Genomic DNA, 25,331 nt, shown 5'->3' on the forward strand with positions numbered 1-25,331 from the left:
AGCCAAGGAGAAGCCCCATGCCCTACGACTACAAGCGCGAGCTCAAGGAGCTCTACCAGCCGCCGCGCACGCCCGGCGTCGTCACCGTGCCGCCGGCGACCTACGTCGCCGTGGACGGCCGGGGTGATCCGAACGAGCCGGACGGCGCCTACCAGCGCGCCCTCGGCCTGCTCTACGGCCTCTCGTTCACCCTCAAGATGGCCCCGAAGGCCGGCGTGGACCTGCCCGGGTACTTCGCCTACGTCGTGCCGCCGCTGGAGGGCCTCTGGACGCTCGACGGCGCCGGCGCGTTCGACCCGGCCCGCAAGGACGACTTCGCGTGGACGAGCTGCATCCGGCTCCCGGGCTTCGTGACGCCCGAGATCTTCGAGTGGGCCCGAGGTGAGGCCGAGCGCAAGAAGGGCGGCGACTTCTCCGCCGTGCGGATGATGACCCTGGACGAGGGGCTGTGCGTGCAGCGCCTCCACGTCGGCCCCTACGACGACGAGCCGCCCGCCATCGATGAGCTTCACCGGTTCGCAGAGGAGGAGGGGCTCACCATCGACCTGACGCCGCAGCGGCGCCACCACGAGATCTACCTCTCCGACCCGCGGCGCACCGCCCCCGAGAAGCTCAAGACCGTCATCCGCCTGCCCGCACGCCCGGCCTAGGGGTTGCGGCGCGTTCACCTTCTTTCTTGCTGCGATTATTTAAGAACACTTGTTTGTAAATAGGTTTGCTGATATAATCGTAAACACGTTTACAGGAGGTGCTGGCAATGGCAACGCGAACGTTCTCGAGCCGGGCTGACGAAGAACAGCTCGCCTTCGCCGATGCCCTCTCGCGCCGCGAGTACGGGATGTCCTACGGGCAGTACTGCGGAACCGTGCTCCTCGGCTCGATCAAGGCAACCGGATCGCTCCCGCGCCCCGCCCAAGCGGAGGAGGACGCAAGAAAGAAGGCGGCAGCGTCCCTCATAAGGGGGTTCTCCGCCCACGTGCGCAACCCCGAGGTGGCATGCCTTTCCGACGAGGGCATACGCGAGCTCATAGCGAGCCGCTATGACTAGGCGCCTGCTCATCGACACCAACATCCTCCTCGACGCGGCGATGGGAGAGCGCCCTGGGTGGACGGCGGCAACGCTCCTCGTCGACGAGCTAGTCTACGAGGACGTCATCGGCTACGTCTCGGCGCTCTCGCTCAAGGACGTCTACTACGTCCTCTCAAAATACGCCGACGAGCGCGCAGCGCGATCCTTCGTCCTCGCCACCATGAACCTGCTCACCGTCGCGGACGTGGATGGCGCGCTCTGCCGGCTCGCCGCGCTTTCAGACGAGCCGGACTTCGAAGACGGCATCATCAGGGCTTGCGCTGAGGATCTGTCCGTCGACTTCATCATATCGAGGGATGAGAAGACGTTCGCGCGCTCCCCCATCAGACGGCTCTCCGCCCAGGAGTACATCGACCTGTTCTGTACGACGGAGGAGATCGACTTACCCGACTGACATGGCAGAAGACAGCCTGCCCCGGCGCCCCGGGCGATGGGCAGCCGTTGCACAGTCTTCTTCTACACCTGGGGCGTCTTCGGCGAGCGCCGCCACGGCTCGCTCTCGCTGCGCTACGTGCTGCTCTTCTGGGCCGGCCTGGCCTGCGACACCACCGGCACCCTCACCATGAGCGCCATCGCTGGGCAATCGGCGGCCACCGGCTTCGGCATCCACGCCCTCACGGGCATGGCCGCCATCATCCTCATGCTCGTGCACGCCCTGTGGGCCACCATCACCTACCGCCGCGGCAGCCTGCAGGCCCAGCGCCGCTTCCACACCTTCAGCACCATCGTGTGGCTGGCGTGGCTCGTGCCCTACATCATCGGGATGCTGGTGGGCATCCCTGCCATCCACCTGCAGTCGGTCTGCGCCATCGGGACGAGCCTCGTGGTGGCGGGCCTGCTGACCGCCGTCATCTTCGGGTTCGACCGTAGGAAGGCCGTCCACGCCCATCGCTAGGCAGCGCCTCGCGGGCCAAGCGCCAGATGCAACGCGTGGGGCCGCGTCCCCGGCATGTCCTCATGCCGCGGGGTGCGACCCTTCGTCACGTTTTGGCGCACGGGCGCGGGCAGGCCGGCAACAGCCGGCGGACGCAAGGGGCGTCCCTGCCGCGGCTCGCTAGAGTAGGGCCATGTGGTACGCGCGGAAGGGAGGCATCGTGGCGAAGGCGGGCGCAGCGGCGGGCGCGACGGGCATGGCAAGCACGGCGGCAACGGGCTCGGCAGCCCCGACAGCAGCCCCGACGGCCTCGGCGCGAGACGCCGCCGACAAGGTGACGTTCGACAAGCGGGGCTGCCAGGCGCTGCTGCGCAAGCACCCGGCGCTCGAGGGGCGCGTGGCCGCTACGGTCGAGTCCCAGCTGGCCCACGGGCTGTTCAAGTCGAAGTTCGCCACCGCCGAGCGCTGGGAGGGCCAGCCCGTCTGGGAGTGCCGCGTCAACGAGGCCTCCGCAGGCTCGGTGCGCGCCGCCTTCAGCGTCCGCGACGGAGAGGCCACGGTCATCTACCTCTCCCCCACCCTCCAGAAGCGCGCCTTCACCGCCGAGCTCGACCGGTTCCTGAGGAGGCGCCCATGAGGCTCATGCCCGCAAAGCAGGCCCAGGCGCGGCTCATGAGCGCGCCCGGCGACGCCGGCCTGCGCACCCTGACCCTGCTCACGTTCAAGAAGGACCGCTCCGTCGCCCTGGAGCGCGACGCCGAGGGCGCCTGGGAGCTCTTCGAGGACGGCTTCGAGCGCGCCCGCACGCCGCTGCCCGCCGGTGGCGCGGGAAAGCGCCTGGTCAAGGACGCCTTCAAGCGCGAGTTCCCCCGGAGCAACAAGCTCTACGTCGACGAGCGCCGCTAGAGGCGCGCCCGCGAGCCCCCCGACCGGAGGTCATCCGCCACGCCCCCCCACGCGAAAAGGGACGCGCCCGACACCGGACGCGCCCCTCGCCAGTCCTGCCGGCAGCGCCGGCATGCGGGCGTCAAGCCGCTACTTGTTCTCCTCCAGCACGCGCTCGTAGGGCCGCGTCCCCGCGTAGATCTCATCCTTGAGCGGGTTGAGGCGCAGCTTGCGGACGCGGACGAGCTGGTAGACCGCCAGCGCCACGTTGGCCGCGAGCGCCACCAGGCTCACCACGAAGAACGCCGTGGGGTTGTGAGTGGTGGGGATGGGTGCCAGCACGTCGGCGAACTGGGGCACCGTCATCACGAACATGATCCACAGCGCGAGCGTCTGCGCCCGGTGCTGCAGCCATGCTCCCCGCTTGATGAGGAACGTGGGGATGGTGCAGGCCAGGAGCAGCGCCAGCCCGCAGTAGGCGGAGTGATCCGAGATGCAGTTGTAGGTGTAGGCGAAGTTCCACAGGTCGTAGGCGATGACCCACGCCCAGATCATGTCGGGCCAGATCATGTCGCGCGCCGGATCCTTGGAGATGATGATGCCGAACCAGCCGCAGATGGTGAGGATGTTGAGGATGCCGGCGATGCCGTTCATGATGTTCCACGGGCCCGAGATGGTCCACAGGTTCTCGACCACGCCGCCCTCCCACAGCGCGAAGCTGAACACCTGGAAGTCGCGCGCCACGGCCTCGGCGATGTTGATGGCCAGGATCAGCGGCGGGAAGCACAGCGCCCACTTCTTCTCGTAGAGGTGATGGACCTTGCCGTCCGCGCCCGTCCACTTGACGAAGCGCAGCGCGATGAACCCGAGGCACCCGGCCAGGGCCGAGTAGGTCTTGACCCAGTTGAACCACGTGCCCGTGCCGTACTCGTTGCCCGGCGCGGCGGTGGTGGGCCACACGAACACGGTGAGCGCGAGCGGCACCGCCGCGAACAGGACGATTCCGCACCAGAGCTTCACGCGCCCGAGCTCGTTGAACGCCATGAGCGCGAACAGGACGAACAGCCAGATGGCCCAGTAGATGGGATCGGCTGCCTCGTAGAGGATTCCCATGATCTGCCTCCTTCGATTACCCCAACCTTTCGATGGCCATAGCCTAAAATGGGCAGACGGGCATTTCTTTCACATATCCCGTTGACTTGTGAAATCCTGAGGCCGGGCAGCCGCGACGCGGCCCGAACGGAAGGAGGTCCGGTGAGGCCCCTGTCCCACTATCCCCAGCGCACGCCGCGCGAGGCGGCGGCCGCCGAGCGCCCCGCCCGCCGCACGCTGGCCGAGAGCCGGCGGCTCACCGGCACGCCCGGCGTCATCCTGGCCGCCGCGCGCAAGCTCTTCGAGCGCGACGGCGTGCGCGCCACCACGGTGGGCGCCGTCGCCCGCGAGGCGAACGTCACCCGCGAGCTGGTGTACTACCACTTCGGCAGCAAGGACGGCCTGGTCGAGGCCCTCATCGACGACTACGTCGAGGACCTGGTGGAGAGCGTGATCGTCTGGAACGAGTCGCGTGTCTTCGGCGACACGGCCGGGTCGCTGCGCGCCTGCGTGCGCACGTTCCGCTACGCGCTCTACGACGCGGAGGGACAGCCGCGGCCCATGATCGGCGTGCTCGAGGAGCTGGGCATCCGCGACGCCTTCGACGTGCGCGCCACCAAGGAGACGGCAGCCTGCCTGAACGACCATATCGCCAAGGAGTACGCGGCCTGGCACGACCTGGAGATAGAGCTCGTCTACGAGATGTTCTGCCTGGTGGTGTTCGGGCTGGTGGGACTCGTGAAGGTCAACCCCCGCATCAGCGACGACGACCTGATGAAGGTGGTCGAGCAGACCCTGCGCCTCGACATGGCGCCGCTCAGCCCGCGCCCGCCCGACGACGGGGGCGGGGATCGGGCCCGAGAGCCCCGCGGCAGCGCGCGCCCGCGCTAGCCGCGCTCGGAGATGAGGCCCTGGCGGTAGGCCGCGAGCAGGCGCTCGAGGTCGGCCACGCGCTGCTTGAGCTCGGCGCCGGTATCGGTGTCGGCCACGAGCGTGCGCCGCTCCACCCGCTCCACCACGCGCCGCGACGAGTGGATGTCGAGCCCGCGCTCCACCGCCGCCTCCGCCGACTCGAGCGGCTCGTGGGCCGCCAGCACGAAGCCGTAGGAGTTGGAGATGAGCGTGTAGCCGGCGATGCCCGTGGTGGGCTGGTAGGCGCGCGAGAACCCGCCGTCGATGGTGAGCACGCGCCCGCCGCACTTCACCGGGTCCTCGCCGTCCTTCGCCTTCACCGGCACGTGCCCGCAGATGATGCGCGACGCATCCGGGTCCATCCCGAAGTCCTCGAAGACGACGGCCATCGCCGCAGGGTCGTCGAGCAGCGAGTAGAACGGGTTCTTGACCTCCTTGCGCGCCTCCTTCTCGGCGATGAGGTAGAGCTCGAAGGTGGCCATCTTGCTCTTGGCGAACAGCGGCGAGCAGGGGCTCAGCCACAGCCACCACAGAAGGTCGCGGCAGCGGCGGCGCTCCTCGGCGTCGGGGCTGAAGAACGCCGCGCGCACGGAGCGCTCGAGCACGTCGTAGAGCTCGCGGCCCTTGTAGCGCCGGCCGAAGACGCTCGCCTCCTTGAGCGAGCCGTCCTCGTTGAGCGGCACGCAGGCGTGGAAGAGCAGGTTGGAGTTGCACACCTTGTAGAGGCTGCCGGCCTCCAGGAACAGACGCATGTGGCGCTGGAGCTTCTCGCTGCCGACGAAGGCCTGCTCGAGCCGCTGCATGACCGCCTCCTCCTCGGGCGTGAGGCGGTAGGGGTCGGCCGGGTCAACCGTGGGGAACACCCGGTCGGTGAGCTCGTAGGTCACGCCGTCGACGACGACGGTGCCCCTCTCGTGGTCGATGAGGTGCAGGAGCTTGCGGTCATCCAGGCCGAAGTCGGGGTTGTCGTCGATGAGGGCCGCCTCCACCTTGAACTGGATGATGGCCATGGCCTTCTGGATCTTCACGTTCAGCTCGCGCTGGGACTCGGTGAGCCCGGGGTCGCCCTTCAGCCCGAAGGCGACGCAGGGGTCGTCGCGGTAGGCGTCCATGGCGAAGCTGGCGAGCGGCAGGATGTTGATGCCGTAGGCGTCCTCCAGGATGGACAGGTTGCCGTAGCGGGCGCAGTTGCGCACGACGTGCGCGATGCAGCCCCACTGCCCGAGCGACGCGCCCATCCACACGATGTCGTGGTTGCCCCACTGGATGTCGAGGCAGTGGTAGCCGGCCAGCGTGTCCATGATGGCGTCGGGCGCCGGGCCGCGGTCGTAGACGTCGCCGACGATGTGGAGGTGGTCGACCGACAGGCGCTGCACCAGGTGGCAGAGGGCCTCGACGAAGGCGGGGCCGCGGCCGGTGCGGATGACCGCGCCGATGATGGCGCGGTGGTAGGCCTCGCGGTCGACGGCGTGGTTGTTCTCGGTCATGAGCTCCTCGAGCGCGTAGGCGAACTCGGGCGGCAGCGCCTTGCGCACCTTGGACCGGGTGTACTTGCCCGACGCCTGCTTGCACAGCGCCACCAGCCGCTCGGCCGCCGTGGTGACCCAGGCGTCGGCGGCGGCGCGGTCGAGCCCGTCGAGCGCGAGCGCCGTCTTCTCGCGCGGGTAGTAGACGAGCGTGGCCAGGTCGCGCTTCTCGTCGGCGGTGAGGATGTCGCCGAAGGCGTCGTCGATCTTGAGGCGCACCGACCCCGAGCCGTTGCGCAGCAGGTGCGAGAACGCCTCGTGCTCGCCGTGGATGTCCGACGCGAAGATCTCGGTGCCTTTCGGCAGGCTGAGCACGGCGCTCAGGTTGATGACCTCGGCCGCCGCGTCGGCGACGGTCGGGAACGACTGGGAGAGCAGTCTCAAGTAGCGGAGCTCGCGTTCGTCCATGGGGGCCTCCTCGGGGCGTAGTCGGCGGATGGCCCCATTGTAGCGCCGCGGCGCGCCGCGCCCCGCCCGCCCCCGGCGAGCCGCCCCGCCCCCTCGGGAGGTGGGCGCGCGGGCGAAGACGCCCGCGTCGGGACCGACCGACCGCGAAGTGCTATAGAATGGGGCATCATAGCCGCCGCTTGAGAGGAGTCCCCATGGCCGCCACGTTCCTGCACCGCTGCACCCACGTGCTCGACAAGGAGAAGACCGTCGCGTTCTACGAGCAGGCGCTCGGCTTCCGCGTCGTACGGGAGATGGGGCCCGACGACGGGTCGTGGACGAACACGTTCATGGAGGCGCCCGGCTGCCCCTTCCAGCTGGAGCTGACGTGGAACCGCGGCCGCGTGGAGCCCTACGACAACGGCGGGCCCGACCAGCACATCGCCTTCGCCGTCGACGACTTCGACGCCGCGCACGCGCTCCACGAGGAGATGGGCTGCATCATCCGCGAGAACCCCGCCATGGGGCTCTACTTCATCGCCGACCCCGAGGGGCAGTGGATCGAGATCCTCCCGCGGGAGGGCCGCTAGGGCCGCGGGGAGGGAGCGGGGAAGATGGGCAGCAGGAAGGGATCGGCCAAGGCGCGGCAGCGGGCGGCCTTCGAGGCCGGGGCGGGTGACTTGGGCGACGCGTTCGCCCGCGAGGAGCGCCGCCGCGACGAGGCCGACGCCGAGCGCGAGGCCGCGACGCGCCGCCGCGCCTGCGAGTCGAAGAACCGCTACGCCACCCGCGCCGACGCCGAGGAGGCCATCGCCTCCTGCGCCGCCCACGGCACCCGCGGCCTCAGCGCCTACCGCTGCCCCCACTGCCGCGGCTGGCACCTCACCTCCCACCCCTGGGACTAGGCGGGGCGCCTTCCGCGCTTCCGCATCATGACGAAGGAGCGCGTCGACGCTCGCCCCCGCAGGGGCGCTCAGAAGAGCCAGAGCTGGAGGTAGGAGACGGCGCAGCAGGCGGCGAAGCCGATGACAAGGATCGCGAACAGGCCGTTGGCCACCGGCGGGCGCAGGCGCGCGAAGCCCTCGCAGGCAAGCGGGAAGATCACCCAGACGTAGACGACGGCCACGAGCCCGATGAGCACGTCGTTGACGAGCCACGCCTGGCCGAGCACGTTGAGCGGCAGGTCCGAGTTGTCCCAGTAGGGGTACTCGCCGGCGACGTCGGGCTGGTTCACCAGCAGGCCGATCACCAGCTCGAGCAGCATGCTGAGCACGACGGTGACGGCGAAGGACTCGAGCACCGCGCCGGCCAGGGTGCGCCGGCGCATGATCAGACGCTCCTTCAGCGGCTCGATCACGAGCGTCATCACCACGGCCCCCACGCCGTAGACCCAGTAGGGGTGGTACCACGGGTCGGTCCAGACGGGGTAGCCCTCCGACACGATGCCGAAGCAGCGGTCCATGAGCAGGCAGTAGGGGATCTCGAGCCAGTGGCCGGCCAGGGCTCCCAGGCAGAAGCAGACGATGAGGGCGCGCCAGAACGGCCAGGTGCGGGGCGCGAAGTAGCCGATCTCGTCATGCTCGGTGATCCTATGCAAACCCAGCTTGGCCATGGCGGCCCTTCCCCTCGCGGCTCCCGCGCGGGCCCGCGCCCGAGGGGCGCCTGCCGGCGGTAGCCCCACTCTAGGCCCCGCAGGCGGGAGGCCGGGCCCGCGCGCGTCCTCCTTTGCCGCGACGCTGCCACATCGTTACCGCGCCGAGCGTCTGCCGCGGGCTGGAGGGCGCGCACGTCGCATCTCCACGCGCCCGCAGGCCGCTCGCGCGAACGCGCTCGCCGGACGCATCCGGCCAGACCAGCGGCCGATTCTTGCACCCTGGGTACAATCGAGTCACCGATGCCGCGCCTGCCGGTCCCCTGGTTGCCCCTCAGGTGCGGGAATCGGCCGCTGGTCTCGGATGAAGACGCCCGCCGGACGCCTCAGGGCCGAGGGAAGGGAGTCGCCCATGGAAGACGATCGCGGCCGCGACGGCTGGCTGGCCGCGCCCCAGCCGCGCCTCGGGGCGCCCGGGCTCGCCGGGCTGCTCATCCTGGCCAACGCTCTCATCCCCTTCTCGCTCGACATCTACACCCCCTCGGTGCCCATGATGCCCGCCTACTTCGGCACCACCGAGGCCCTCGTCAATCTGACCATCCTCGGCTTCTTCCTCTTCTTCGCCGTGGGGCTGCTCGTCTTCGGGCCGGTGAGCGACCGCGTGGGGCGCAAGCCGGTGCTCGTCGGCGGCATCCTCGCCTACATCGCCGGGAGCGCGCTGTGCGCCGTCGCCCCCACCATCTACGTGCTCATCGGCGCCCGCGTGGTCCAGGCCCTCGGGGCCGGCGCGGTGAACGCCGTGTCCATGGCCCTCGTGAAGGACTGCTTCGCGCCGGCGCGCCGCGGCACGATGCTCGCCCTCATCCAGGTGCTCACCGTCGTGGGGCCCGTGCTCGCGCCGCTCCTGGGCGGCGTCATCATCCAGCTCGCATCGTGGCGCGCCATCTTCTGGGCGCTCGCGGCGCTCGGCGGCCTCTGCCTGGCCGCGGCCCTGCTCTTCCGCGAGAGCCTGCCTGCCGACGAGCGCACCAACGACGGCGTCCTGCGCTCGCTGCGCGGCCTCGGGCGCGTCGCGCGGCAGCGGAAGTTCATGCTGATCCTGGCGGCCGCGTCGCTGTTCAACCTACCGTTCATGGCCTACATCGCCGTCGGGTCCTACGTCTACGTCGACCTCTTCGGCGAGACCCAACAGGTCTACACCTACTTCTTCGCCGCCACCGCCGGCTTCTCCACCCTGGGGCCGGTGCTGCACCTGCGCTTCGGACGCGGCGCGTCGCCCTGGCGCCTCACCTACCTCCTGCTGGCCGCGTGCGCGGCGCTGGGGGCGGCGATGCTCGCGGTGGGCGGCCGGTCGGTCTGGGCGTTCGCGGCGCTGATGATGCTCTTCGCCGCGGCGAGCGCCACGGTGCGCCCCTACACCACCAACCTGCTGCTGGGGCTGTGCCGCGGCGACACCGGCGCCGCCAGCTCGATGATCAACTTCCTGAACACGGCCGCCGGCGTGGTGGGCATGGCCCTCATCATGCTGCCCTTCCCCGACTACGTGACGGGCATCGGCGCCATCCTGCTGGTCTCGATGCTCGCGGGCCTGCCCCTCTGGGCCATCGCCTGCCGCGCCCGCTGAGGCACGCGGGCGCACGCCGGCGCCCCGTCCGAATTTGTTTCACGTGAAACGCCTTGAGGCGGACTTGGCGCGCTATCCTATGCCGGAGAGGATGACGGGCACCCCGATGCCTGCGACGCCCGGCGGGCGGAGACGTCGGATGCTTCACGTGAAACGCCCCGCGTCCGATTCCCCGCGGAGAGGGCCGCTGGGGAGAAGAACAACCGGGAAAAGCGGCAGAGGCTGCGGGAAGGGAGAGGGAGGGCCATGGAGATCACGGCGGTTGCGGAGCGCGAAGACGCGCTCGTGGGCGAGCTGCTCGCGCTGTGGCGCGCCTCGGTGGAGGCCACCCACGACTTCCTGACGCCCGTCGAGGTCGACCGCATCGCCGGCTACGTGCCCGACGCCCTGCGCGGCGTCGAGGCCCTCGCCGTGGCCCGCGACGATCAGGGCGGGGCCCTCGGGTTCGCCGGCGTGGACGGCGACGGGCTCGAGATGCTCTTCGTCGCCCCCGCCGCGCGCGGCACCGGCGTCGGCACGGCGCTCCTGCGCCATGCGGTGGGGACGCTGGGCGCGCGGCGCCTCGACGTGAACGAGCAGAACCCGGCCGCCCGCGGCTTCTACGAGCACCGCGGCTTCCGCATCGCGGGCCGCTCCCCCGTCGACGGCCAGGGCGACCCCTACCCCCTGCTCCACCTCGAGCTGGCCGATCCCGCCGCCCTGGGCCTGCCGACCACGATCGAGACCGAGCGGCTCGTGCTGCGCCCCTGGCGCGAGGGCGACGCGGACGACCTCTTCGCGCTGGCCCGCGACCCGCGCGTGGGGCCTCCCGCCGGCTGGCCTCCCCACGGCAGCGTCGAGGAGAGCCGCGAGGTCATCCGCACCGTCTTCTCCGCCCCCGAGACCTATGCGATCACCCTGCGCGGCGACGGCCGCCCCGTCGGCTGCGTCGGCCTGCTCACGGGCGACGCCGGCACCGAGCCGCTGGCGCCCGGCGAGGCCGAGGTCGGCTACTGGGTCGGCGTGCCGTGGCAGGACCACGGGATCGCCACCGAGGCCGCCCGCGCCCTCATGCGCCGTGCCTTCGACGATTTGGGCCTCTCCGCGCTCTGGTGCAGCTACCGTGCGGACAACGGGCCCTCGGCCCGCGTGGCCGCCAAGTGCGGCTTCGCCCCGCACCACGTGACGCGCGGCCTGCCCCGCCCGCTCATGGACGATGCGTGCGACGCCTGCTTCACGCGCCTCGACCGCACGGCATGGCAGGCTGCCCGAGATGGCGCCTCCCGCTAGCCGGGGAGCCCGCCGGCGGGGCGCCGCCCCGCGCGCCAGACGCCGCTTGGTACGCAAGGCAGTGCCCGGGTGTCAGACGGCGCCCGCGCGCAAAGGCGGAGCCCCGGGCGCAAGCACTGCGCCCCTGGTGCAAGGCGTCGCCCCATGCGCCAGGCGGCGCCCCGCGCGCGGGGCGCCGCCCGAACACGCACGCGGCGTTTCACGTGAAACACCGCGCGACCGAAACAGCACGCGGAAGGGAGAGCCGACCATGAGGACGTTCATCGCGCTGGAGCCGCCCGCTGCCTTCGCCGACGAGGCGGCGGGCGTCGCGCGGACGCTCTCGCGCGCCGTCGAGGGCCGCTTCCTGCCGCGGGAGTCCTACCACCTGACGCTCGCGTTCCTCGGCGAGGTCGACGACGCCGGCGCAGCCCGCGCCATGGACGCCCTCGACGAGGCCTGCGCCGGCCGCGGCCCCGTGCCGCTGCGACCCGAGGGCCTGGGGAAGTTCGGTCGCGCGTCCGACGCCACGCTCTGGCTCGGCATCGCGGACGACCCGGCGCTCACGGGCCTCGCCGCCGCCGTGCGCGACGCGCTCGCCGCCCGCGGCCTCCCCTTCGACGAGCACCCCTTCCGCCCGCACCTCACCCTCGCCCGCCGCGCCCGCATCCCCCGCGCGGCCCTCCCGCCGCTTGCCTTCCCCGCCCCGGCCGTCGCGACCCGCGTCGCCCTCCTCAAGAGCACCCTCTCCCGCGAGGGCGCCGAGTACAAGCCGCTCTCTGTAGTTAGCTTAAGGTAACTAATTATCGCGACGCGCTCGGATCGCCTTCGTCTCGCATTCCCGCCCCTCTACCATGCGAGAATGTTTCACGTGAAACATCTGTATGCGCTTTCGGGAAGCGAGGTGGACGCGTCGCCTGGGTGTCTGCATGGCCTCAGGAAGACGAGGCGGACGGCGGGGCCGCGGACGGGGCGGACTTCCACAAGAGGGAGGGAATCGCCCTCACTCGCCTGGCGAGAATGTTTCACGTGAAACATTTGTGCGCTAATGAGAGGCGGAAGGAAGGCGGAGGCCCTAGTCATCGAGAAGCGGGTTGTGGGTCATGCGCAGGCCGCGATCGAGGCCGGCGAGGATGCCGAGCACGGTGAGCGCGCCGTCCGCCCAGGTCGGCAGGCCGAGGGTCGGCAGACGGAAGACGAGGAGCGCCGACAGCTCGCCCAGCGCGTCGGCTGCGTCGGCGAGGACGCCGGCGTCGAGCAGCCCGAGCGCGCCGGATGCCCCGCCGGCCGCGCCAGCGGAGGCGGCGAGCGACCCGGCCGCGTCCGCGAGCGTGCCGGCCGCGCCCCCAGCCAGCGCGAGCAGCTGATTCACCGCGTTGGGTGCCTGCGTGACCAGCGCGAACGCCAGCACAACCCATGCGCCGGCGGCGAGCGCCGCACCACCGCCATCCGCGCGCGGAAATGTTTCACGTGAAACACTCGTTCGCCCTTCTCGCGCCCGCGCGCGAGTGCCCGCATCTCCCACGTGCGCCGTGCCTTCTACGCCTCTCTCGCCGCCTGCGCCTCCCACGCTCCGCACGATTCCCGTGCGCACCGCGCTTCCTGCCCCGCTCTCACTTCCCCCGTCTCCCACGCTTCTTGCGATTCCCGCACCCCCCACGCTTCCCCCAAGAGCCGCGCGAGCCACGCCTCCCGCGCATCCCTCGCATCCCGCGCCGGTCACGCCTCCCGCACGCGCCGCGTCCCTCGCGCCTCCCGCGCTCCCCGCACCGCCCGTCAACGCCTGGCACGCTGCCGCACCGGCGCCCCGCGCGCACCCGTCCCTCCCCGCGGCTGCAGGCCACCCCATCATCCCTTCCATCCTTCTCTCCTTTTATAATACGTTTGTATTTTATACACGTGTATTATAATAGCAAGAGAGAGGAACGCAAGAAGCGAGAAGCCGGGACGCGCGAGAAGGGGGCCACGATGCCCAAGGTCATCGACGAGCGGAGGCGGCGCGAGCGCATCGCCGAGGCGGTATGGGCGATCGTGGCGCGCGACGGCCTCGAGGGCGCCACGGTGCGCGCCGTCGCGGCGGAGTGCGGGCTGTCGGCCGGGGCCGTGCAGCACTCGTTCCGCAGCCAGGCCGAGCTGCAGCGCTTCGCCATGGAGCTGGTCGTCGAGCGCGCCGCGGCCCGCATCGACGCCACCGGCCGCCGCGCAGCGCCCGACGCCGCCACGGGGTCGGGGGCGTCGGCGCTCAAGGCGGTCGAGGCCGTGCTGTCGGAGCTGCTCCCCCTCGACGCCGAGCGCCTGGCAGAGGCGCGCGTGTGGGCCGCCTTCTCGGCGGCAGCGCTCGCCGACCCCGCGCTCGCGCCCCTCAGCCGCCGGATGATCGCCGTCGTCGAGGGGCTCTGCGCGCGCTGCCTCGCCCAGCTGCGCGCCGACGGGGCGCTCGGGCCCGCTGCCGGCGATGCGCTCGCGGCGCCCGCCCTGCGCGCGCTCGTCGACGGCCTGACCGTCGGGCTGCTGGCCGACCCCTCCCCCGCCGCGCGCCGCCAGGCCCGCGCCGTCCTCCACGCCCACCTCGAGTCCCTGCGCCCCTAGCGCGAGACGTGCCCGGCGTCACGCGGCCCGCCCAGCGTGCGCCCGGCCGCGCCTACTCCCCCTGGCCGCCGTGGTCGATCGTCTTGGCCAGCGGGTGCTCGCGCAGAAGCAGCATCAGCCCGAAGGCGGCCACCATGAGCGGCACGAACCACAAAAACAGCGGCACGAGCGCCTCGGAGTAGCCCTGGGCGATGGCCGCCTGGGCCGCGGCCGGCAGCCCGTCGACGGCGCTCGGCGTGAGCGTGGCCAGCGACAGGTTGTCCACGTGCGGCATCTTCCCCGCCAGGTCCGCCGTCAGCCGCGCCGTGAACAGCGCGCCCACCAGCGACGTGCCCACCGACGAGCCGATCTGCCGGAAGAAGTTCTCCGACGCGGTGGCCGTGCCCACCAGCGTGTGCGGGAACTCGTTCTGCACCACCAGCACGAGGATCTGCAGCCCCAGCCCGATGCCGAGCCCCAGCACGAGCAGGTCGGCCACGGGCACCCAGATAGGATCGCCCACCTGGAGCCGCGAGAGCAGCCAAAACCCCACGGCGCACACGGCGCCCATGGCCACCGGCATCCACTTGTAGCGCCCCGTGCGCGAGGCCAGCCAGCCGGTGCCCGTGGTGGTGACGAGGATGCCCGCGCTCATCGCCGTGCACACCAAGCCCGCCATCTCGGGCGACAGCTTGTCGACGATCTGGAAGTACGTCGGCAGGTAGTTGACCGACCCGATGAAGCCGATGTTGAGCAGAAGCCCCGTCAGGCAGCACAGCACGAAGTTGCGGTTGGAGAACAGGGGCAGCGGGATGATCGGCTCGCGGGCGCGCCGCTCGGCCAGCACGAAGGCGATGGCCGCGGCGATGGCCAGCGCGAGCAGCCCGCAGATCTGCCAGCTGGCCCAGGCGAACCGCACGCCGCCCCAGGCGAGTCCCAGCACGAGCGAGGTGACGGCCACGGTCAGCGCCGCCGACCCGGCCCAGTCGATGGCCGGGCGCCCCGCCCGCCGCGGCGACGTCGGCAGGCACAGCCCCAGCACCACGATGGCGAGCACGGCCATGGGGACGGTGAACCAGAAGATCCAGCGCCAGCCCGTCACCTGAACGAACCAGCCGCCCAAAAGCGGCCCGAGCACGTTGGACACGGCGAAGACCGACCCCATCACGCCCATGTAGGTGCCCAGCTTGCGCGGCGGCACCACGTCGGCGATGGCCGCCTGCGACAGGATGATGAGGCCGCCCCCGCCCAGGCCCGACACGCACCGCCCGGCGATGAGCATCCCCATGCCCGTCGCCAGCCCGCATATCACCTTGCCGGCCGCGTAGACGCCGAGCGCCCCCATGAGCAGCCCCTTGCGCCCGATGAGGTCGCCGAGCCGCCCGTAGAGGGGCATCGTGATGGTGGAGGTGAGGATGTAGGCGGTCGAGACCCACTGCATCATCTCGACGCCGCCCAGATCGCCCACGATGGTGGGCAGCGCCGTGGCCGCGATGGTCTCGGACAGCGAGCTGATGAACATGGCCAGCATGAGCCCGAGGAAGACCAGCGCCAGCTGCCGCCCATGCACCCCGCCGGAGGGGGAAGGCGCGTCCGATGCGGAAGCAGGGGGAGAGGACGGGGAAGCCGCGCCGGGCGCGAAAGAGACGGCGGACGCGGGCGCGGATGCGGCCGGCGCGGGCGCGGATGCGGCCGGCGCGGGCGCCGGGGCGCCGGATGCGGCCGTTCCGGGCGCGTCCCCCGCGGGCGGGTTCGTCGCCGCCGTGCCGGGGGACGCCGCCCCCGCCTTCGCCTCGCTCGTCATCTTCCCCGCCTTCCGCCGCGTCCGCCAGGTCTTCATCCCCTCGATTCTAGCGACCGCCTCCCGGCGCCCCGGACGCCGCACGCCACCGGGCGCCGTCCCGTTGCGCGGCCGTCACCGGGCGGAGGGCGGCGCGACGCTCACGAGGACGATCATGGCCACCATGAGGACGAGCCCGCCGGCGTCGGCGGGGCTGACGGCGGTCCCGAGCCACAGGGCGGCCAAAAGCGTCGCGCTCGCGGGCTCGACGGCGCCGAGCAGCCCGCCCGTCACCGGCCCCACGGCGGCCACGCCGACGAGGTAGAGCCCGAAGGCGGCGAAGGTGCCGAGCGCGCCGACGCCCACCGCCAGCACGGCGATGCCGGCGGCGTCGAGGGGGACCAGCGCGGGAGGGGCGCCCCACAGCCCGCCGGCCAGCCACAGCGCGACGGCCACGGCGGCGCTCGCGACCATGCTGCAGCCCACGACGGGCAGGCTCCCGAAGCGGGCGTAGAGGCGCTTGGGGTACATGATGTAGAACGCCACCGCCACGGCGTTGGCGAGCCCCCACGCCAGGCCGTCCGCCGGCAGCCGCAGGGCGCCCGGGTCGCCCTGGGTGGCGATGAGCCAGGTGGCGGCCAGGGCGCAGGCGAGCCCTGCGGCCTCCCGCGGGCGCGGCAGCGCGCGGGCCCGCAGACACGAGACGACCATGATGATGACGATGCCCAGGCTCTGGAGCACCGTGGCCGTGCCGGCGTTGGTGGCCCCCACCGAGGCGGCGAAGGTGATCTGGCTGAGGAAGAGGGCGACGCCGAAGAGGCAGACGGCGCGCACGGCCGCGCCGTCGCCCAGGATGGCGGCCACGGCCCGGCGGTGGCGCGCGGCCAGCAGCACGGCGAAGAGCGCCGCGGCGATGAGGGCGCGGGCGGCCGTGACGAGGGAGGGCGTCACGCCGTAGCCGTCCAGCAGGAACTGCGCGCACGCGCCTGACACGCCCCAGAGCGACGCCCCGGCCAGCGCGCAGGCGAGCCCGCGGCCGTATCCCAAGCGTGTCACGCCTCCTCCTTCCCGCCGCCTGCGCGGCCCGCTACTCGGCGCCCTCGCCCTCGCCCTCACCTGCGTCCTCACCGCGGCGCCGGGCGCGGGCGGCGCGACGGGCGGCCAGGCGCTCGCGGGCGGCCTCGCCCCGCGCCTCGGTGACGGCTCGCCGCCCCGCGCGGCCCCCGGCCACCGCCGACGCATCGCGGCCGGGCGCCTCCCGCGCCGCGTCCGCCTCCGCCGCGCCACGTGAGCCGCCGCCGGCGCGCCCGACGCCCGCGCTCCCCAGCCCGTCGCGCGGGATGGACGACGCGCCGCCCGCGCGGGAGGTGCGCACCACGCTGCTCGTCCCCGAGGTGCGACCGCGCGCGTAGCTCGCCCGCGGCCGCCCCCGGCCCTCCTCGGGCGCATCCGCGCCACGCCGCCCGGCCGCGGCGCCCGCGCCCGCTCCACGCCCCTCGGGCGCGCCAGCCGCACAGCGCGCGCCACCCGCGCCACCCGCGCCCGCGCCGCCCGCGCCGCGCCCCTGGGGCGAGCCCGCGCCCGCTGATGTTTCACGTGAAACACTTGTTCCCTTATCACACGACATTGCGACAAGCGCGCCATCACCCGCGCCGCCGCCATCGCCCGCCGCACCCGACGCGCCATCGCCCGCGCCCGCCGCGCCCTCCCCCGCGAGCTCGGCCAGGTAGGCGGCCACCGGGGCCAGCAGGTTGTCACGCTCTTCCAGCTTGAAGTGGCGCACGGGCAGCGTCAGCTTGCGGCGATCGGCCACGTAGCGGCCGCCGGCGCGGTGCAGCTCCTTGAGCGCATCGCGCGGGACGGCCACCGGCTCCACCACCAGCTTGCCGCCGGTCACCGACACCGTGCGGATGCCGTGCTCGGCCGCGAAGGCCCGGATGCGCGCCTTCGCCATGAGGTTGCGCGCCGCGGCGGGCATGTCGGGCCGCGCAGCGGCCAGATCCCCCTCGAGCGCGTCCACCGCGTCCACGGTGGCCGCCGAGGCGATCCGCCGGTACCACAGCACCCGCTCGTCGGCGTCCGGGATGTACTCCTCGGGCAGGTAGGTGTGCCCCGGCACGTTCACCGTGATGTCCGACAGCGCCGGGGGCAGCCCGTCGACCGCCCCGTCGCCCTCGCGGGTGGCGGCCACGGCCTGAGCGAGCATCTGGGCGAACAGGTCGAAGCCCACGGCCGACATGTTGCCGGACTGCTCGGCGCCCAGAAGGCTCCCCGCCCCGCGGATCTCCAGGTCGCGCATGGCGATGCGCATGCCGCTGCCGAGGTCCTGGTGCTCGTCGATGGCGGTGAGCCGCGCGGTGGCCTCCTCGGTCAAGGGCACGTTCTCGGGGAACATGAAGTAGGCGTAGGCCTGGGCGGACGAGCGGCCCACGCGGCCCTTGAGCTGGTACATCTGCGCCAGCCCCAGGCGCTGGGAGTCCTCGATGATGAGCGTGTTGGTGTGCGGGTTGTCGATGCCGCTCTCGATGATGGTGGTGGCCACCAGCACGTCGAGCTCGCCGGCGGCGAAGTCCTCCATCACGCGCTCGAGCTCCTCCTTCGACATCTGGCCGTGGGCCACCCCCACCCGCGCCTCGCCGGCGGCGGCGTGCACGCGCGCCACGGCGTCCTCGATGGACCGCACCCGGTTGGACACGTAGTACACCTGCCCGCCGCGGCCCAGCTCGTAGCGGATGGCGGCGCTCACCACGTCGGGGTCCCACTCCCCCACGTGCACCTTCACCGGCCGCCGCTCGTCGGGCGGCGTCAGGATGAGCGACATGTCGCGCACGCCCGACAGCGACATCTGCATGGTGCGCGGGATGGGCGTAGCCGACAGCGTCAGCACGTCGATGGACTCGCGCAGGTTCTTCAGCTGCTCCTTGTGGCCCACGCCGAAGCGCTGCTCCTCGTCGATGACGACGAGCCCCAGGTCATGCGGGTTCACGTCGCGCGAGAGCAGCCGGTGGGTGCCCACGAGCACCCCCACGCTGCCGTCGGCGAAGCCCTTGAGGGCGGCGGCCTGCTGCTCGGGGGTGCGGAAGCGCGAGAGCACCTCCACGTCCACGCCGAAGGGCTCGAAGCGCTCGCGGAAGTTGACGTAGTGCTGCTGCGCGAGGATGGTGGTCGGGCACAGCACCATCACCTGCTTGCCGTCCTGGGTGGCCTTGAAGGCGGCGCGCAGGGCCACCTCGGTCTTGCCGAAGCCCACGTCCCCGCAGATGAGGCGGTCCATCGGCTTGGCCGACTGCATGTCGGCCTTCACGTCCGCGATGGCCGCCAGCTGGTCGGGCGTCTCCGCGTAGGGGAACGCGTCCTCCATCTCGCGCTGGGCGGCGGTGTCGGGGCCGAAGCGGTGGCCCTGGGTGGCGGCACGGCGCGCGTAGACGTCCACCAGGTCGAAGGCGAGCTTGCGCGTCGCCTTGCGCGCCTTGGCCATCGCCCGCGACCAGTCCGACGTGTTGAGCCGCGTGAGCCGCGGGCTTCCCCCCTCGGGCCCCACGTAGCGCGTCACGCGGTCGAGCTGCTCCACCGGCACGAACAGCTTGTCGCCCTCGGCGTACTCCAGCTGCAGGTAGTCGCGCTCGGTGCCGTCCACCGAGCGGCGCACCAGGTCGCGGAAGAGGGCCACGCCGTGGGCCGCGTGCACCACGTAGTCGCCCGGCTTGTAGGGGAAGGTGATCTCGGTGATGTCCACCACGCGTCGCGCGCGGGACGCCGTCTGGGCCCCCTGGGTGTCGGCCAGCGCCACGATGCCCAGCCGCGCCTTGGGGATGATCATACCCAGGGGCACGTCCACGTCCACCACGTTGACCACCCCGCGGCGCAGCCGCCGGCGCGCCGAGCCGTCCGCGGGCGCGCCGGCGCCGAGCCCCTCGGCCGCGAGCCCCTCCCCCGGCGCCCCCGCGGCGTCTCCGCCGTCGGGCGCCGCCAGGTCGAGCCGCTCCTGGATGGGGATGCCCCGGTCCACGAGCGCCAGCTTCAGGTCCTCGCGCGCGCGGTAGTTCGGCGCGCTGAGCACCACCGTGTAGTCGGCCTGCACCAGGCTCGTGAGCTTCCCGAACAGCTTGTCGGGGTGCCCCGCCACGTCCGCGCGCTTGACGGGCAGCTCCTCGTCGATCTCGCCGCCCACCCGCATGATCGACACGTAGGTGGCCCGCAGCTCGTCGCCGAAGTCGAGGGCGGCCGGCTCGGCGTAGAGGCCCGCCACCGCGATGCCCGTGCCCTTGGCCCGGGCCGCGATGTCGTCGTAGGCGTGGGACGCGTCGTCGAAGAGCGACCGCGGCTCCACGAGCGCGGTGAGCGTGCCCGGCCCCGCGTAGTCCCCCAGCGTGGCCGTGCGGTCGGCCAGGTAGGGCAGCACCGCGTCGGCCCCGTCGAAGCGCAGGCCCCCCTCCAGCTTCTCGAGAATCGCGCGCAGCGCCGGGTTGGTGAGCGCCGGCGTCTCGAGCGCGCGGCGGGCGCACCGCAGCAGGGGCTCGGTGGTCGGAAACTCCGAGACGGGGAAGACCTCCACCTCGGGCAGCGCCTGGATGGTCTGGCCGGTCGAGGGCACGATGCGGCGGATCTCGTCCACCTCGTCGCCGAAGAAGTCGACGCGCACGGGGTAGGCCAGGTTGCCGGGGAACACGTCGAGCGTGCCTCCGCGCAGGGCGAAGGTGCCCGGGCCGTCCAGCTCGCCGGCGTTCACGTAGCCGCGGGCCTCGAGCGCGCGGGAGAGGTCGCCGAGCTCCTCGACGCCGTCCATCCCCAGGTCGGCCAGCTCATCGCCGGCGCGCAGGACGACCGGGTCGGCCGCGTGGGCGTCGGCTGGCAAGAGGCAGCGCGTCATCGCCCGGGCGCTCGCCACCACGATGCGCGCGCGGCCGGCCTGCAGGGCATGGGCGGCCTCCATGCGGCGGGCCACCTGGCGCGGGTCGGCCGGCTTGGGCGCGAAGGGGGTGTCGGCGCGCTCGGGGAAGCGCAGCACGCGCTCCTCGCCCACGTAGGCGGCCACGTTGCGGGCGAAGGCCACGGCCGCGTCCTCACCGGCCACCACCACGAGCGTGGGCTGGGGCGCGTGGGCGAAGCGGGCCGCCACGAGGAAGGGGCGCGCCGAGGCGGCGACGCCCAGGGTGGCGTCCTCGCCCGCGTCGAGGCGGCCCCAGAACGCGTCGAGGCAGCCGGACCGCTCCAGCGTGAAGGTCAGCGAGTCGATGAGCATGGCGCTTCCTTTCCCCTCGGCGCGAGGGCAACGCGAAAAGCCGCGGGAGGCCCGCGGCGCGGCATGTCGGCACGCGGCCGCCCGCGCGGCCGCGGGGCCAAGTCTACTATAATCGGGATCGGCCGCGCCCCATCGGTCGGCCGCCTGTCACCCATCGGAGAGGAGGGCCCATGGCCCGCGAGTCCCTAGCCTCCAAGCGCGAGCGCGCCGCGACGATCGAGGAGCGCATGTACGCCCACTACGGACCGGGCGAGGCGTCGCTGGACTACCGCACGCCCTTCGAGCTGACCGTGGCCGTGGTGCTGTCGGCCCAGTGCACCGACGCCGCCGTCAACAAGGCCACCCCGGCCCTGTTCGCCGCCTACCCCACGCCCCAGACCCTGGCCCAGGCCGACCCGGCCGACGTGGCCGGGCTCATCCGCTCGCTCGGGTTCTTCCGGTCCAAGGCAAAGAACCTCGTGGCCCTGGCCCAGACGGTGATGGCCGACTTCGGCGGCGAGGTGCCCGCCGACGTCGACCTGCTCCAGAAGCTGCCCGGCGTCGGCCGCAAGACGGCCAACTGCGTCATGTGCGAGGCGTTCAAGGATCCCCAGGGCATCGCCGTGGACACCCACGTCTTCCGCATCGCCCACCGGCTCAAGCTGGCTGGGCCCTCGGCCGACACCCCGCAGAAGGTGGAGGACATCCTGCTCAAGGTGTACCCGCGCGACCAGTGGGGCTACATCAACCACCAGTGGGTTCACTTCGGCCGAGAGTTCTGTCGCGCCCGCTCCCCCCGCTGCGCCGACTGCATCGTCGGCGACCTCTGCCCCACCCGCGGCCGCTGGTAGGCGCCCCGCCGTCACGCAAGAGGGCGCTTGGCCAGCGAAAGCCCCTTGCGCGCACATTTTTTCAACTTTGTCGCTCTATTCGAGGCGGCGAGGGACACAAAGGCCGCCAAATCGGCCGCGAACGCGCCGAGAGCCCGGATCGACACCGCCGAATCCGGGCTCTCGGGCTGAAAGAAAGCGACAAAGTTGAAAAAATGTGCGCGATCAGCGCTCTGGCTGGCCAGCGCTCGCGGCTACTCGGCCTCGGCGGCCGCCTCGATGCAGCTGATGGCGTTGAGCACGCGCGGGTAGCCGATGTAGGGCACGAGCTGCGACACCACGTCGATCAAAAGCTCCTTGCCGTTGCCGACGCGCATGTTGCCGCCGGCGTGGGCCGTGGCCTGGGCCTCGCAGCCGCCGAGGGCCACCAGGTAGCAGAAGGTCACGAGCTCGCGCTCGCGCAGCTCCAGCCCGCCGCGGGTGTAGTAATCGCCGAAGCAGTTGGCGGCGAGCCAGCGGCGGATGTGCGCCGTGTCCTCGGGGCCCTGCTCCCAGGCGTCGCGCAGGCCCTCGCCGAAGATCTCCACCTGCAGGTCGTTGCCGCGGCGCAGGTGCTCGTCGCGGGTGGCCGTCTTCTGGTCGGGCAGCGGCAGCTTCACCGAGCGGCCGCGCAGCACCTCGTTGGTGATGATGATGTAGGGCAGCACGCGGGCCAGGCCCAGGTAGGCCACGCCCTGGTAGACGACCTCCTTGATGGCGGTCGGGTCCACCCCCACCTCGAGGGCGGCGGGCAGCATGGTGCGGTAGGCGTCGGCGCCCTGGGATCCCATGAGCGCCGCGAGGATGGCGAGGAAGCGGGTGCGGTCGTCCAGCTTGCTGTCGCGCACCACGTCGCCGAAGGCGAAGTTCTCGAAGATCTGCACGAACTCCGGGTCGGTGTAGGCCAGCACCGAGTCGTAGTGGCCGAAGAGCCTGGTGCGGTAGTCGTCGGCGTCGCGGATGATGTCGCTGCTCATGGTGCATACCTCCTCTGGGCCGGATCCCCTCCGGCTGCGTTCGTCCCCGTCCTAGCGGCTATGGGGACAGCATACCCCCACCGCGCCCCCCGATCGGCGCCGTCCGCCGAAAAGGCCACGGTTTCTCCTCGCCTCCGGCCGCGCGGCGGCCGGCAGAGGGCGAGGAAGGCGCGCGCCGCGGGGCCCTAGGCCGACTTGCGATGGTGGCGGCGGGCCTCCTTCTCGGCCTCGCGGGCGGCGTCGGCCGCCTCGTCGCGGGCCGTCACCTGCTCGAGGGCCGTGTCGGGCAGCCCCGCCTGGGAGTCCTCGATCATCTGCTGGAGGATCTCGACATGCGAGCGGCGCTTCTGGGTGGCCGTGCCCACGATGGCGACCGACTGGTAGCGCCCGTACTTCTCGAAGAACTGCGGCACGGCGTCGCGCTGCACCATCTCACGGTGGTAGTTGGCGAAGAAGTCCTCCCAGTCCATAGTGCCGCGCAGGTAGCGCTCGAGCACCGTGGTGGCCGGCGAGAACAGCACGTCATGGGCGTAGTCGGCGTGCTGGATCTTCTCGACGAAGTAGGCCAGGTCGTCGCGCTTGGTGAACCCGGCCAGCTGGTTGGTGTTCTTGAGGCGCACGTCGAGCACCAAGTCGGCGTCCCACTCGGCGAGCTTCCCGAAGAACTCCTGGGCGGTGGTCTCGTAGGCGCTGAGGGTATGGATCTGCATGGCGCGTCCTCCTTGGGCTAGAGCTTCACGATCACCAGGCAGGATAGCTCCGAGGCGCCCGAGGCACCGCCCGCGCGGGGCAGGCCTTACCGTGCGGGAAGGCAACTGTTTCCCAGGGGAAACCCTCGCGGGGCCGACAGGAGCCGGCGGCGGGAGGATGGAGGGAGCGGGCGGGATGGCGCCGCGCGGGCCCGCTAGGCCCTCTTGCGCAGGGGGAAGCCGCGGCGGTCGAGCTCGGCGACGACCGTCTCCACCAGCAGCGGCAGGGCGTCGTAGACGGCCGGCGTGAGGCCCACCACGTACTCCTCGGGCTCCATGTTGTCCACCTGCATGCCCAGGCAGTAGCCCTCGGCCTCGTAGCCGAGCAGCGACGCGGCGTCGAAGAGGTCCACCAGCCGCAGGTCGTGGAGGGACGCCATGGCGCCGCAGTGGCGCGCCATGGCGTCGGGCGGGAAGCGGTAGACGGTGCCGGGCGCATCGCCGGTGCCGTCCACGGCGTCCACGGTCAGGATGACGTCGCAGGACTCCACGTAGGGCAGCATGTCCATCGACATGCATCCCACGTCGAAGAGCAGCACCTCATCGGGCACCTCGTAGCCCTCGACGATGGCGTCGTAGGCGGCCGGCCCGACGCCCTCGTCGAGCATGAGGCGGTTGCCCACGAAGAACACCGCCGCCCGCCGCCCCGTGCCCGGCGCGCTCACATCCCCACCGTCGGGCGGATGGCCAGGTTGTAGTAGGTGGCCAGCGCGATCATCGCCGCACCGCCGATGGCGCAGCCCACGGCCCAGCGCCGCTCGCGCCGCAGGTAGGTGGCGCGGTCGACGCCCATGGCCTCGGCCCGGTGCGCGGCGAGCGGCTGGGACACGAGCGCGAAGCCCACCGTCACCGCCACGAGTATCGCCAGCACGACGGCCGCCACCGCCACGGAAAGCGGCGTCGGCTCGGCCCAGGCGGCGTAGAAGCAGTTGTCAGCCAGAAGCCACGCCGGGTAGAACAGGATGGTCGGCATCATGCCGTGGCCGGCGCCCCACACCGGGGGCAGCAGGAGCGCCCCCCAGTTCACGCGGGGCAGCCCGCGCATGAACGCCTCCTCCTGGGCTATCTGCTCGTCGGTCAGCTCGGCGGCCGGTGATGCGGTCGGGGTCATGGGAAGCTCCTCGTGCGTATCGGTTGTCGTCTCGGGCCAGCATAAGGCAAGAACGGCGCCCCGTAGGGCGCCGTTCCCAGCGAACATGCTCAAAACACGTCGAGCGGACGCGGCCGCGGGGGCCGCCCCCCCTAAGGGGCTAGTGGGTCTCCAGGTCCTCGCCGACGATGTCATGCACCTCCGGGGCATAGACCAGGCCGCCATGCTCCTTGTGGATGAACATGAGCTTGGTGGGGGCGAAGCCCTCCACGTTGGCCAGGTAGATGTGGATGAACATGAAGATGATGAACACGTACATGCCGAAGTAGTGGATGATGCGCATGGACATGAGCCCGCCCACCAGGTTGGTGGTGGCGGCCATGGGGGCGGCCGTCATGGTCGGGGCCCACAGGCACAGGCCGGTCCAGAACATCGCCACGATCAAGATCGGGATCAGGAGGTAGCTGATCTTCTGCGGCACGCCCAGCTTCGCTCCCAGCGGGTGGGTCTTGCGCAGGAACAGGTAGTACTTGATCCACTCGATGGCCTGATGGCGGTTGTCCTTCTGGGGCAGCCACGTCTGGTAGTCCGGCACCTGCTCGCGCGTGCCGCCGGTGGGCGAGGTCTTCACGAAGAAGGCCGCGATCACGCGGAACACGCAGTTCAGGAACAGCACGAAGCCGAAGAACACGTGCACGCCGCGGGCGATGCCCATGAACAGGGGCCAGAAGGGGAAGTGGATGCAGAAGCCCGTGATGATCAGCAGGATCATCGCGATGAGGTTGATCCAGTGGGTCACCACGAAGATCATCGGGTGGGCCTCACGGTAGTGTGCGAGATGCGCCATC

26 protein-coding genes are annotated in these 25,331 nt (G+C 71.8%); 14 read left to right on the forward strand and 12 right to left on the reverse strand.

Annotation, left to right across the window (positions count from 1 at the left end; translation table 11 throughout):
• Positions 1-17: 17 nt before the first annotated feature.
• The 6 genes from LPT13_RS07270 (at position 18) to LPT13_RS07295 (ending at position 2,870) form a co-directional block, all read left to right on the forward strand.
• The gene (locus LPT13_RS07270) at positions 18-650 is read left to right on the forward strand and encodes a GyrI-like domain-containing protein (protein ID WP_242165075.1); all 633 of its coding nucleotides are present in this window, start codon (positions 18-20) and stop codon (positions 648-650) included.
• A gap of 107 nt (positions 651-757) precedes the next feature.
• Positions 758-1,048 (forward strand): hypothetical protein, encoded by a 291-nt coding sequence (locus tag LPT13_RS07275; RefSeq protein ID WP_242165077.1) that lies wholly within the window; start codon positions 758-760, stop codon positions 1,046-1,048.
• A complete protein-coding gene (locus LPT13_RS07280) occupies positions 1,041-1,484 on the forward strand; it encodes a PIN domain-containing protein (protein ID WP_242165079.1) in 444 nt (147 codons plus the stop codon). The genes LPT13_RS07275 and LPT13_RS07280 overlap by 8 nt, the downstream gene beginning before the upstream one ends.
• A gap of 36 nt (positions 1,485-1,520) precedes the next feature.
• Positions 1,521-1,985, forward strand: coding sequence for an HsmA family protein (locus LPT13_RS07285; protein ID WP_242165081.1), 465 nt, complete (start codon positions 1,521-1,523; stop codon positions 1,983-1,985).
• Positions 1,986-2,184: 199 nt separating this feature from the next.
• Positions 2,185-2,601, forward strand: coding sequence for a hypothetical protein (locus LPT13_RS07290; protein WP_242165083.1), 417 nt, complete (start codon positions 2,185-2,187; stop codon positions 2,599-2,601).
• A complete protein-coding gene (locus LPT13_RS07295) occupies positions 2,598-2,870 on the forward strand; it encodes a hypothetical protein (protein ID WP_242165085.1) in 273 nt (90 codons plus the stop codon). Before LPT13_RS07290 ends, LPT13_RS07295 begins: the two co-directional genes overlap by 4 nt.
• A gap of 129 nt (positions 2,871-2,999) precedes the next feature.
• On the opposite strand, the gene LPT13_RS07300 is transcribed toward LPT13_RS07295, so the two are convergent.
• On the reverse strand, positions 3,000-3,962 hold the full coding sequence (locus tag LPT13_RS07300; protein WP_242165088.1) for a DUF5692 family protein: 963 nt from the start codon (positions 3,960-3,962) through the stop codon (positions 3,000-3,002).
• A gap of 141 nt (positions 3,963-4,103) precedes the next feature.
• Here LPT13_RS07300 and LPT13_RS07305 point away from each other — a divergent pair, with 141 nt between their 5' ends.
• On the forward strand, positions 4,104-4,832 hold the full coding sequence (locus tag LPT13_RS07305) for a TetR/AcrR family transcriptional regulator (RefSeq protein ID WP_242165090.1): 729 nt from the start codon (positions 4,104-4,106) through the stop codon (positions 4,830-4,832).
• Here LPT13_RS07305 and LPT13_RS07310 read toward each other — a convergent pair.
• Positions 4,829-6,787, reverse strand: a complete 1,959-nt coding sequence (locus LPT13_RS07310; protein WP_242165092.1) for a fructose-1,6-bisphosphatase — start codon at positions 6,785-6,787, stop codon at positions 4,829-4,831. The genes LPT13_RS07305 and LPT13_RS07310 overlap by 4 nt on opposite strands.
• Before the next feature lie 194 nt (positions 6,788-6,981).
• Between LPT13_RS07310 and LPT13_RS07315 the strand changes: the two genes are divergently transcribed.
• Positions 6,982-7,356: a VOC family protein gene (locus LPT13_RS07315; RefSeq protein WP_242165094.1), complete on the forward strand. Its 375-nt coding sequence runs from the start codon at positions 6,982-6,984 to the stop codon at positions 7,354-7,356.
• Positions 7,357-7,380: 24 nt separating this feature from the next.
• Positions 7,381-7,671 carry a hypothetical protein gene (locus LPT13_RS07320; RefSeq protein WP_242165096.1) on the forward strand — a complete coding sequence of 97 codons (291 nt, stop codon included), beginning with the start codon at positions 7,381-7,383 and terminating at the stop codon, positions 7,669-7,671.
• A 68-nt stretch (positions 7,672-7,739) separates the two neighbouring features.
• Here LPT13_RS07320 and LPT13_RS07325 read toward each other — a convergent pair whose 3' ends face one another.
• Positions 7,740-8,378: a putative ABC transporter permease gene (locus LPT13_RS07325; RefSeq protein ID WP_242165098.1), complete on the reverse strand. Its 639-nt coding sequence runs from the start codon at positions 8,376-8,378 to the stop codon at positions 7,740-7,742.
• A 391-nt stretch (positions 8,379-8,769) separates the two neighbouring features.
• Between LPT13_RS07325 and LPT13_RS07330 the strand changes: the two genes are divergently transcribed.
• From LPT13_RS07330 to thpR, 3 genes are all read left to right on the forward strand, one after another.
• Positions 8,770-9,981 (forward strand): MFS transporter, encoded by a 1,212-nt coding sequence (locus LPT13_RS07330; RefSeq protein WP_242165100.1) that lies wholly within the window; start codon positions 8,770-8,772, stop codon positions 9,979-9,981.
• 246 nt (positions 9,982-10,227) lie between these two features.
• Positions 10,228-11,250 carry a GNAT family N-acetyltransferase gene (locus tag LPT13_RS07335; protein ID WP_242165102.1) on the forward strand — a complete coding sequence of 341 codons (1,023 nt, stop codon included), beginning with the start codon at positions 10,228-10,230 and terminating at the stop codon, positions 11,248-11,250.
• A 250-nt stretch (positions 11,251-11,500) separates the two neighbouring features.
• Complete coding sequence (gene thpR / locus LPT13_RS07340) at positions 11,501-12,028, forward strand: RNA 2',3'-cyclic phosphodiesterase (RefSeq protein WP_242165104.1); 528 nt, start codon at positions 11,501-11,503, stop codon at positions 12,026-12,028.
• A 276-nt stretch (positions 12,029-12,304) separates the two neighbouring features.
• Here the strand turns inward: thpR and LPT13_RS07345 are convergent, their stop codons facing one another.
• Positions 12,305-12,601, reverse strand: a complete 297-nt coding sequence (locus LPT13_RS07345; protein WP_242165106.1) for a hypothetical protein — start codon at positions 12,599-12,601, stop codon at positions 12,305-12,307.
• A 596-nt stretch (positions 12,602-13,197) separates the two neighbouring features.
• On the opposite strand from LPT13_RS07345, the gene LPT13_RS07350 reads away from it, so the two are divergent.
• Positions 13,198-13,818, forward strand: a complete 621-nt coding sequence (locus LPT13_RS07350; protein WP_242165108.1) for a TetR/AcrR family transcriptional regulator — start codon at positions 13,198-13,200, stop codon at positions 13,816-13,818.
• A gap of 52 nt (positions 13,819-13,870) precedes the next feature.
• On the opposite strand, the gene LPT13_RS07355 is transcribed toward LPT13_RS07350, so the two are convergent.
• From LPT13_RS07355 to mfd, 3 genes are all read right to left on the reverse strand, one after another.
• The gene (locus tag LPT13_RS07355; protein WP_242165110.1) at positions 13,871-15,367 is read right to left on the reverse strand and encodes an MFS transporter; all 1,497 of its coding nucleotides are present in this window, start codon (positions 15,365-15,367) and stop codon (positions 13,871-13,873) included.
• Between the two features lie 345 nt (positions 15,368-15,712).
• Positions 15,713-16,633 carry an EamA family transporter gene (locus tag LPT13_RS07360; RefSeq protein WP_242165111.1) on the reverse strand — a complete coding sequence of 307 codons (921 nt, stop codon included), beginning with the start codon at positions 16,631-16,633 and terminating at the stop codon, positions 15,713-15,715.
• A gap of 31 nt (positions 16,634-16,664) precedes the next feature.
• Positions 16,665-20,819 carry a transcription-repair coupling factor gene (mfd, locus tag LPT13_RS07365; protein WP_242165113.1) on the reverse strand — a complete coding sequence of 1,385 codons (4,155 nt, stop codon included), beginning with the start codon at positions 20,817-20,819 and terminating at the stop codon, positions 16,665-16,667.
• A 170-nt stretch (positions 20,820-20,989) separates the two neighbouring features.
• Between mfd and nth the strand changes: the two genes are divergently transcribed.
• Positions 20,990-21,649, forward strand: a complete 660-nt coding sequence (nth, locus tag LPT13_RS07370; RefSeq protein WP_242165115.1) for an endonuclease III — start codon at positions 20,990-20,992, stop codon at positions 21,647-21,649.
• 233 nt (positions 21,650-21,882) lie between these two features.
• Here nth and LPT13_RS07375 read toward each other — a convergent pair whose 3' ends face one another.
• From LPT13_RS07375 to LPT13_RS07395, 5 genes are all read right to left on the reverse strand, one after another.
• Positions 21,883-22,644, reverse strand: coding sequence for a carboxymuconolactone decarboxylase family protein (locus LPT13_RS07375; protein ID WP_242165117.1), 762 nt, complete (start codon positions 22,642-22,644; stop codon positions 21,883-21,885).
• 185 nt (positions 22,645-22,829) lie between these two features.
• The gene (locus LPT13_RS07380; protein ID WP_242165119.1) at positions 22,830-23,354 is read right to left on the reverse strand and encodes a DUF488 family protein, N3 subclade; all 525 of its coding nucleotides are present in this window, start codon (positions 23,352-23,354) and stop codon (positions 22,830-22,832) included.
• Between the two features lie 194 nt (positions 23,355-23,548).
• Positions 23,549-24,058: a hydrogenase maturation protease gene (locus tag LPT13_RS07385; RefSeq protein ID WP_242165121.1), complete on the reverse strand. Its 510-nt coding sequence runs from the start codon at positions 24,056-24,058 to the stop codon at positions 23,549-23,551.
• Positions 24,055-24,504: a viscotoxin-A3 gene (locus LPT13_RS07390; RefSeq protein WP_242165123.1), complete on the reverse strand. Its 450-nt coding sequence runs from the start codon at positions 24,502-24,504 to the stop codon at positions 24,055-24,057. The genes LPT13_RS07385 and LPT13_RS07390 overlap by 4 nt, the downstream gene beginning before the upstream one ends.
• A 139-nt stretch (positions 24,505-24,643) precedes the next feature.
• Positions 24,644-25,330, reverse strand: coding sequence for a cytochrome b/b6 domain-containing protein (locus tag LPT13_RS07395; protein ID WP_242165125.1), 687 nt, complete (start codon positions 25,328-25,330; stop codon positions 24,644-24,646).
• Position 25,331 lies beyond the last annotated feature (1 nt).

Origin of the sequence: Adlercreutzia faecimuris, assembly GCF_022669055.1 — a bacterium.
Classification (GTDB): domain Bacteria; phylum Actinomycetota; class Coriobacteriia; order Coriobacteriales; family Eggerthellaceae; genus Enterorhabdus; species Enterorhabdus faecimuris.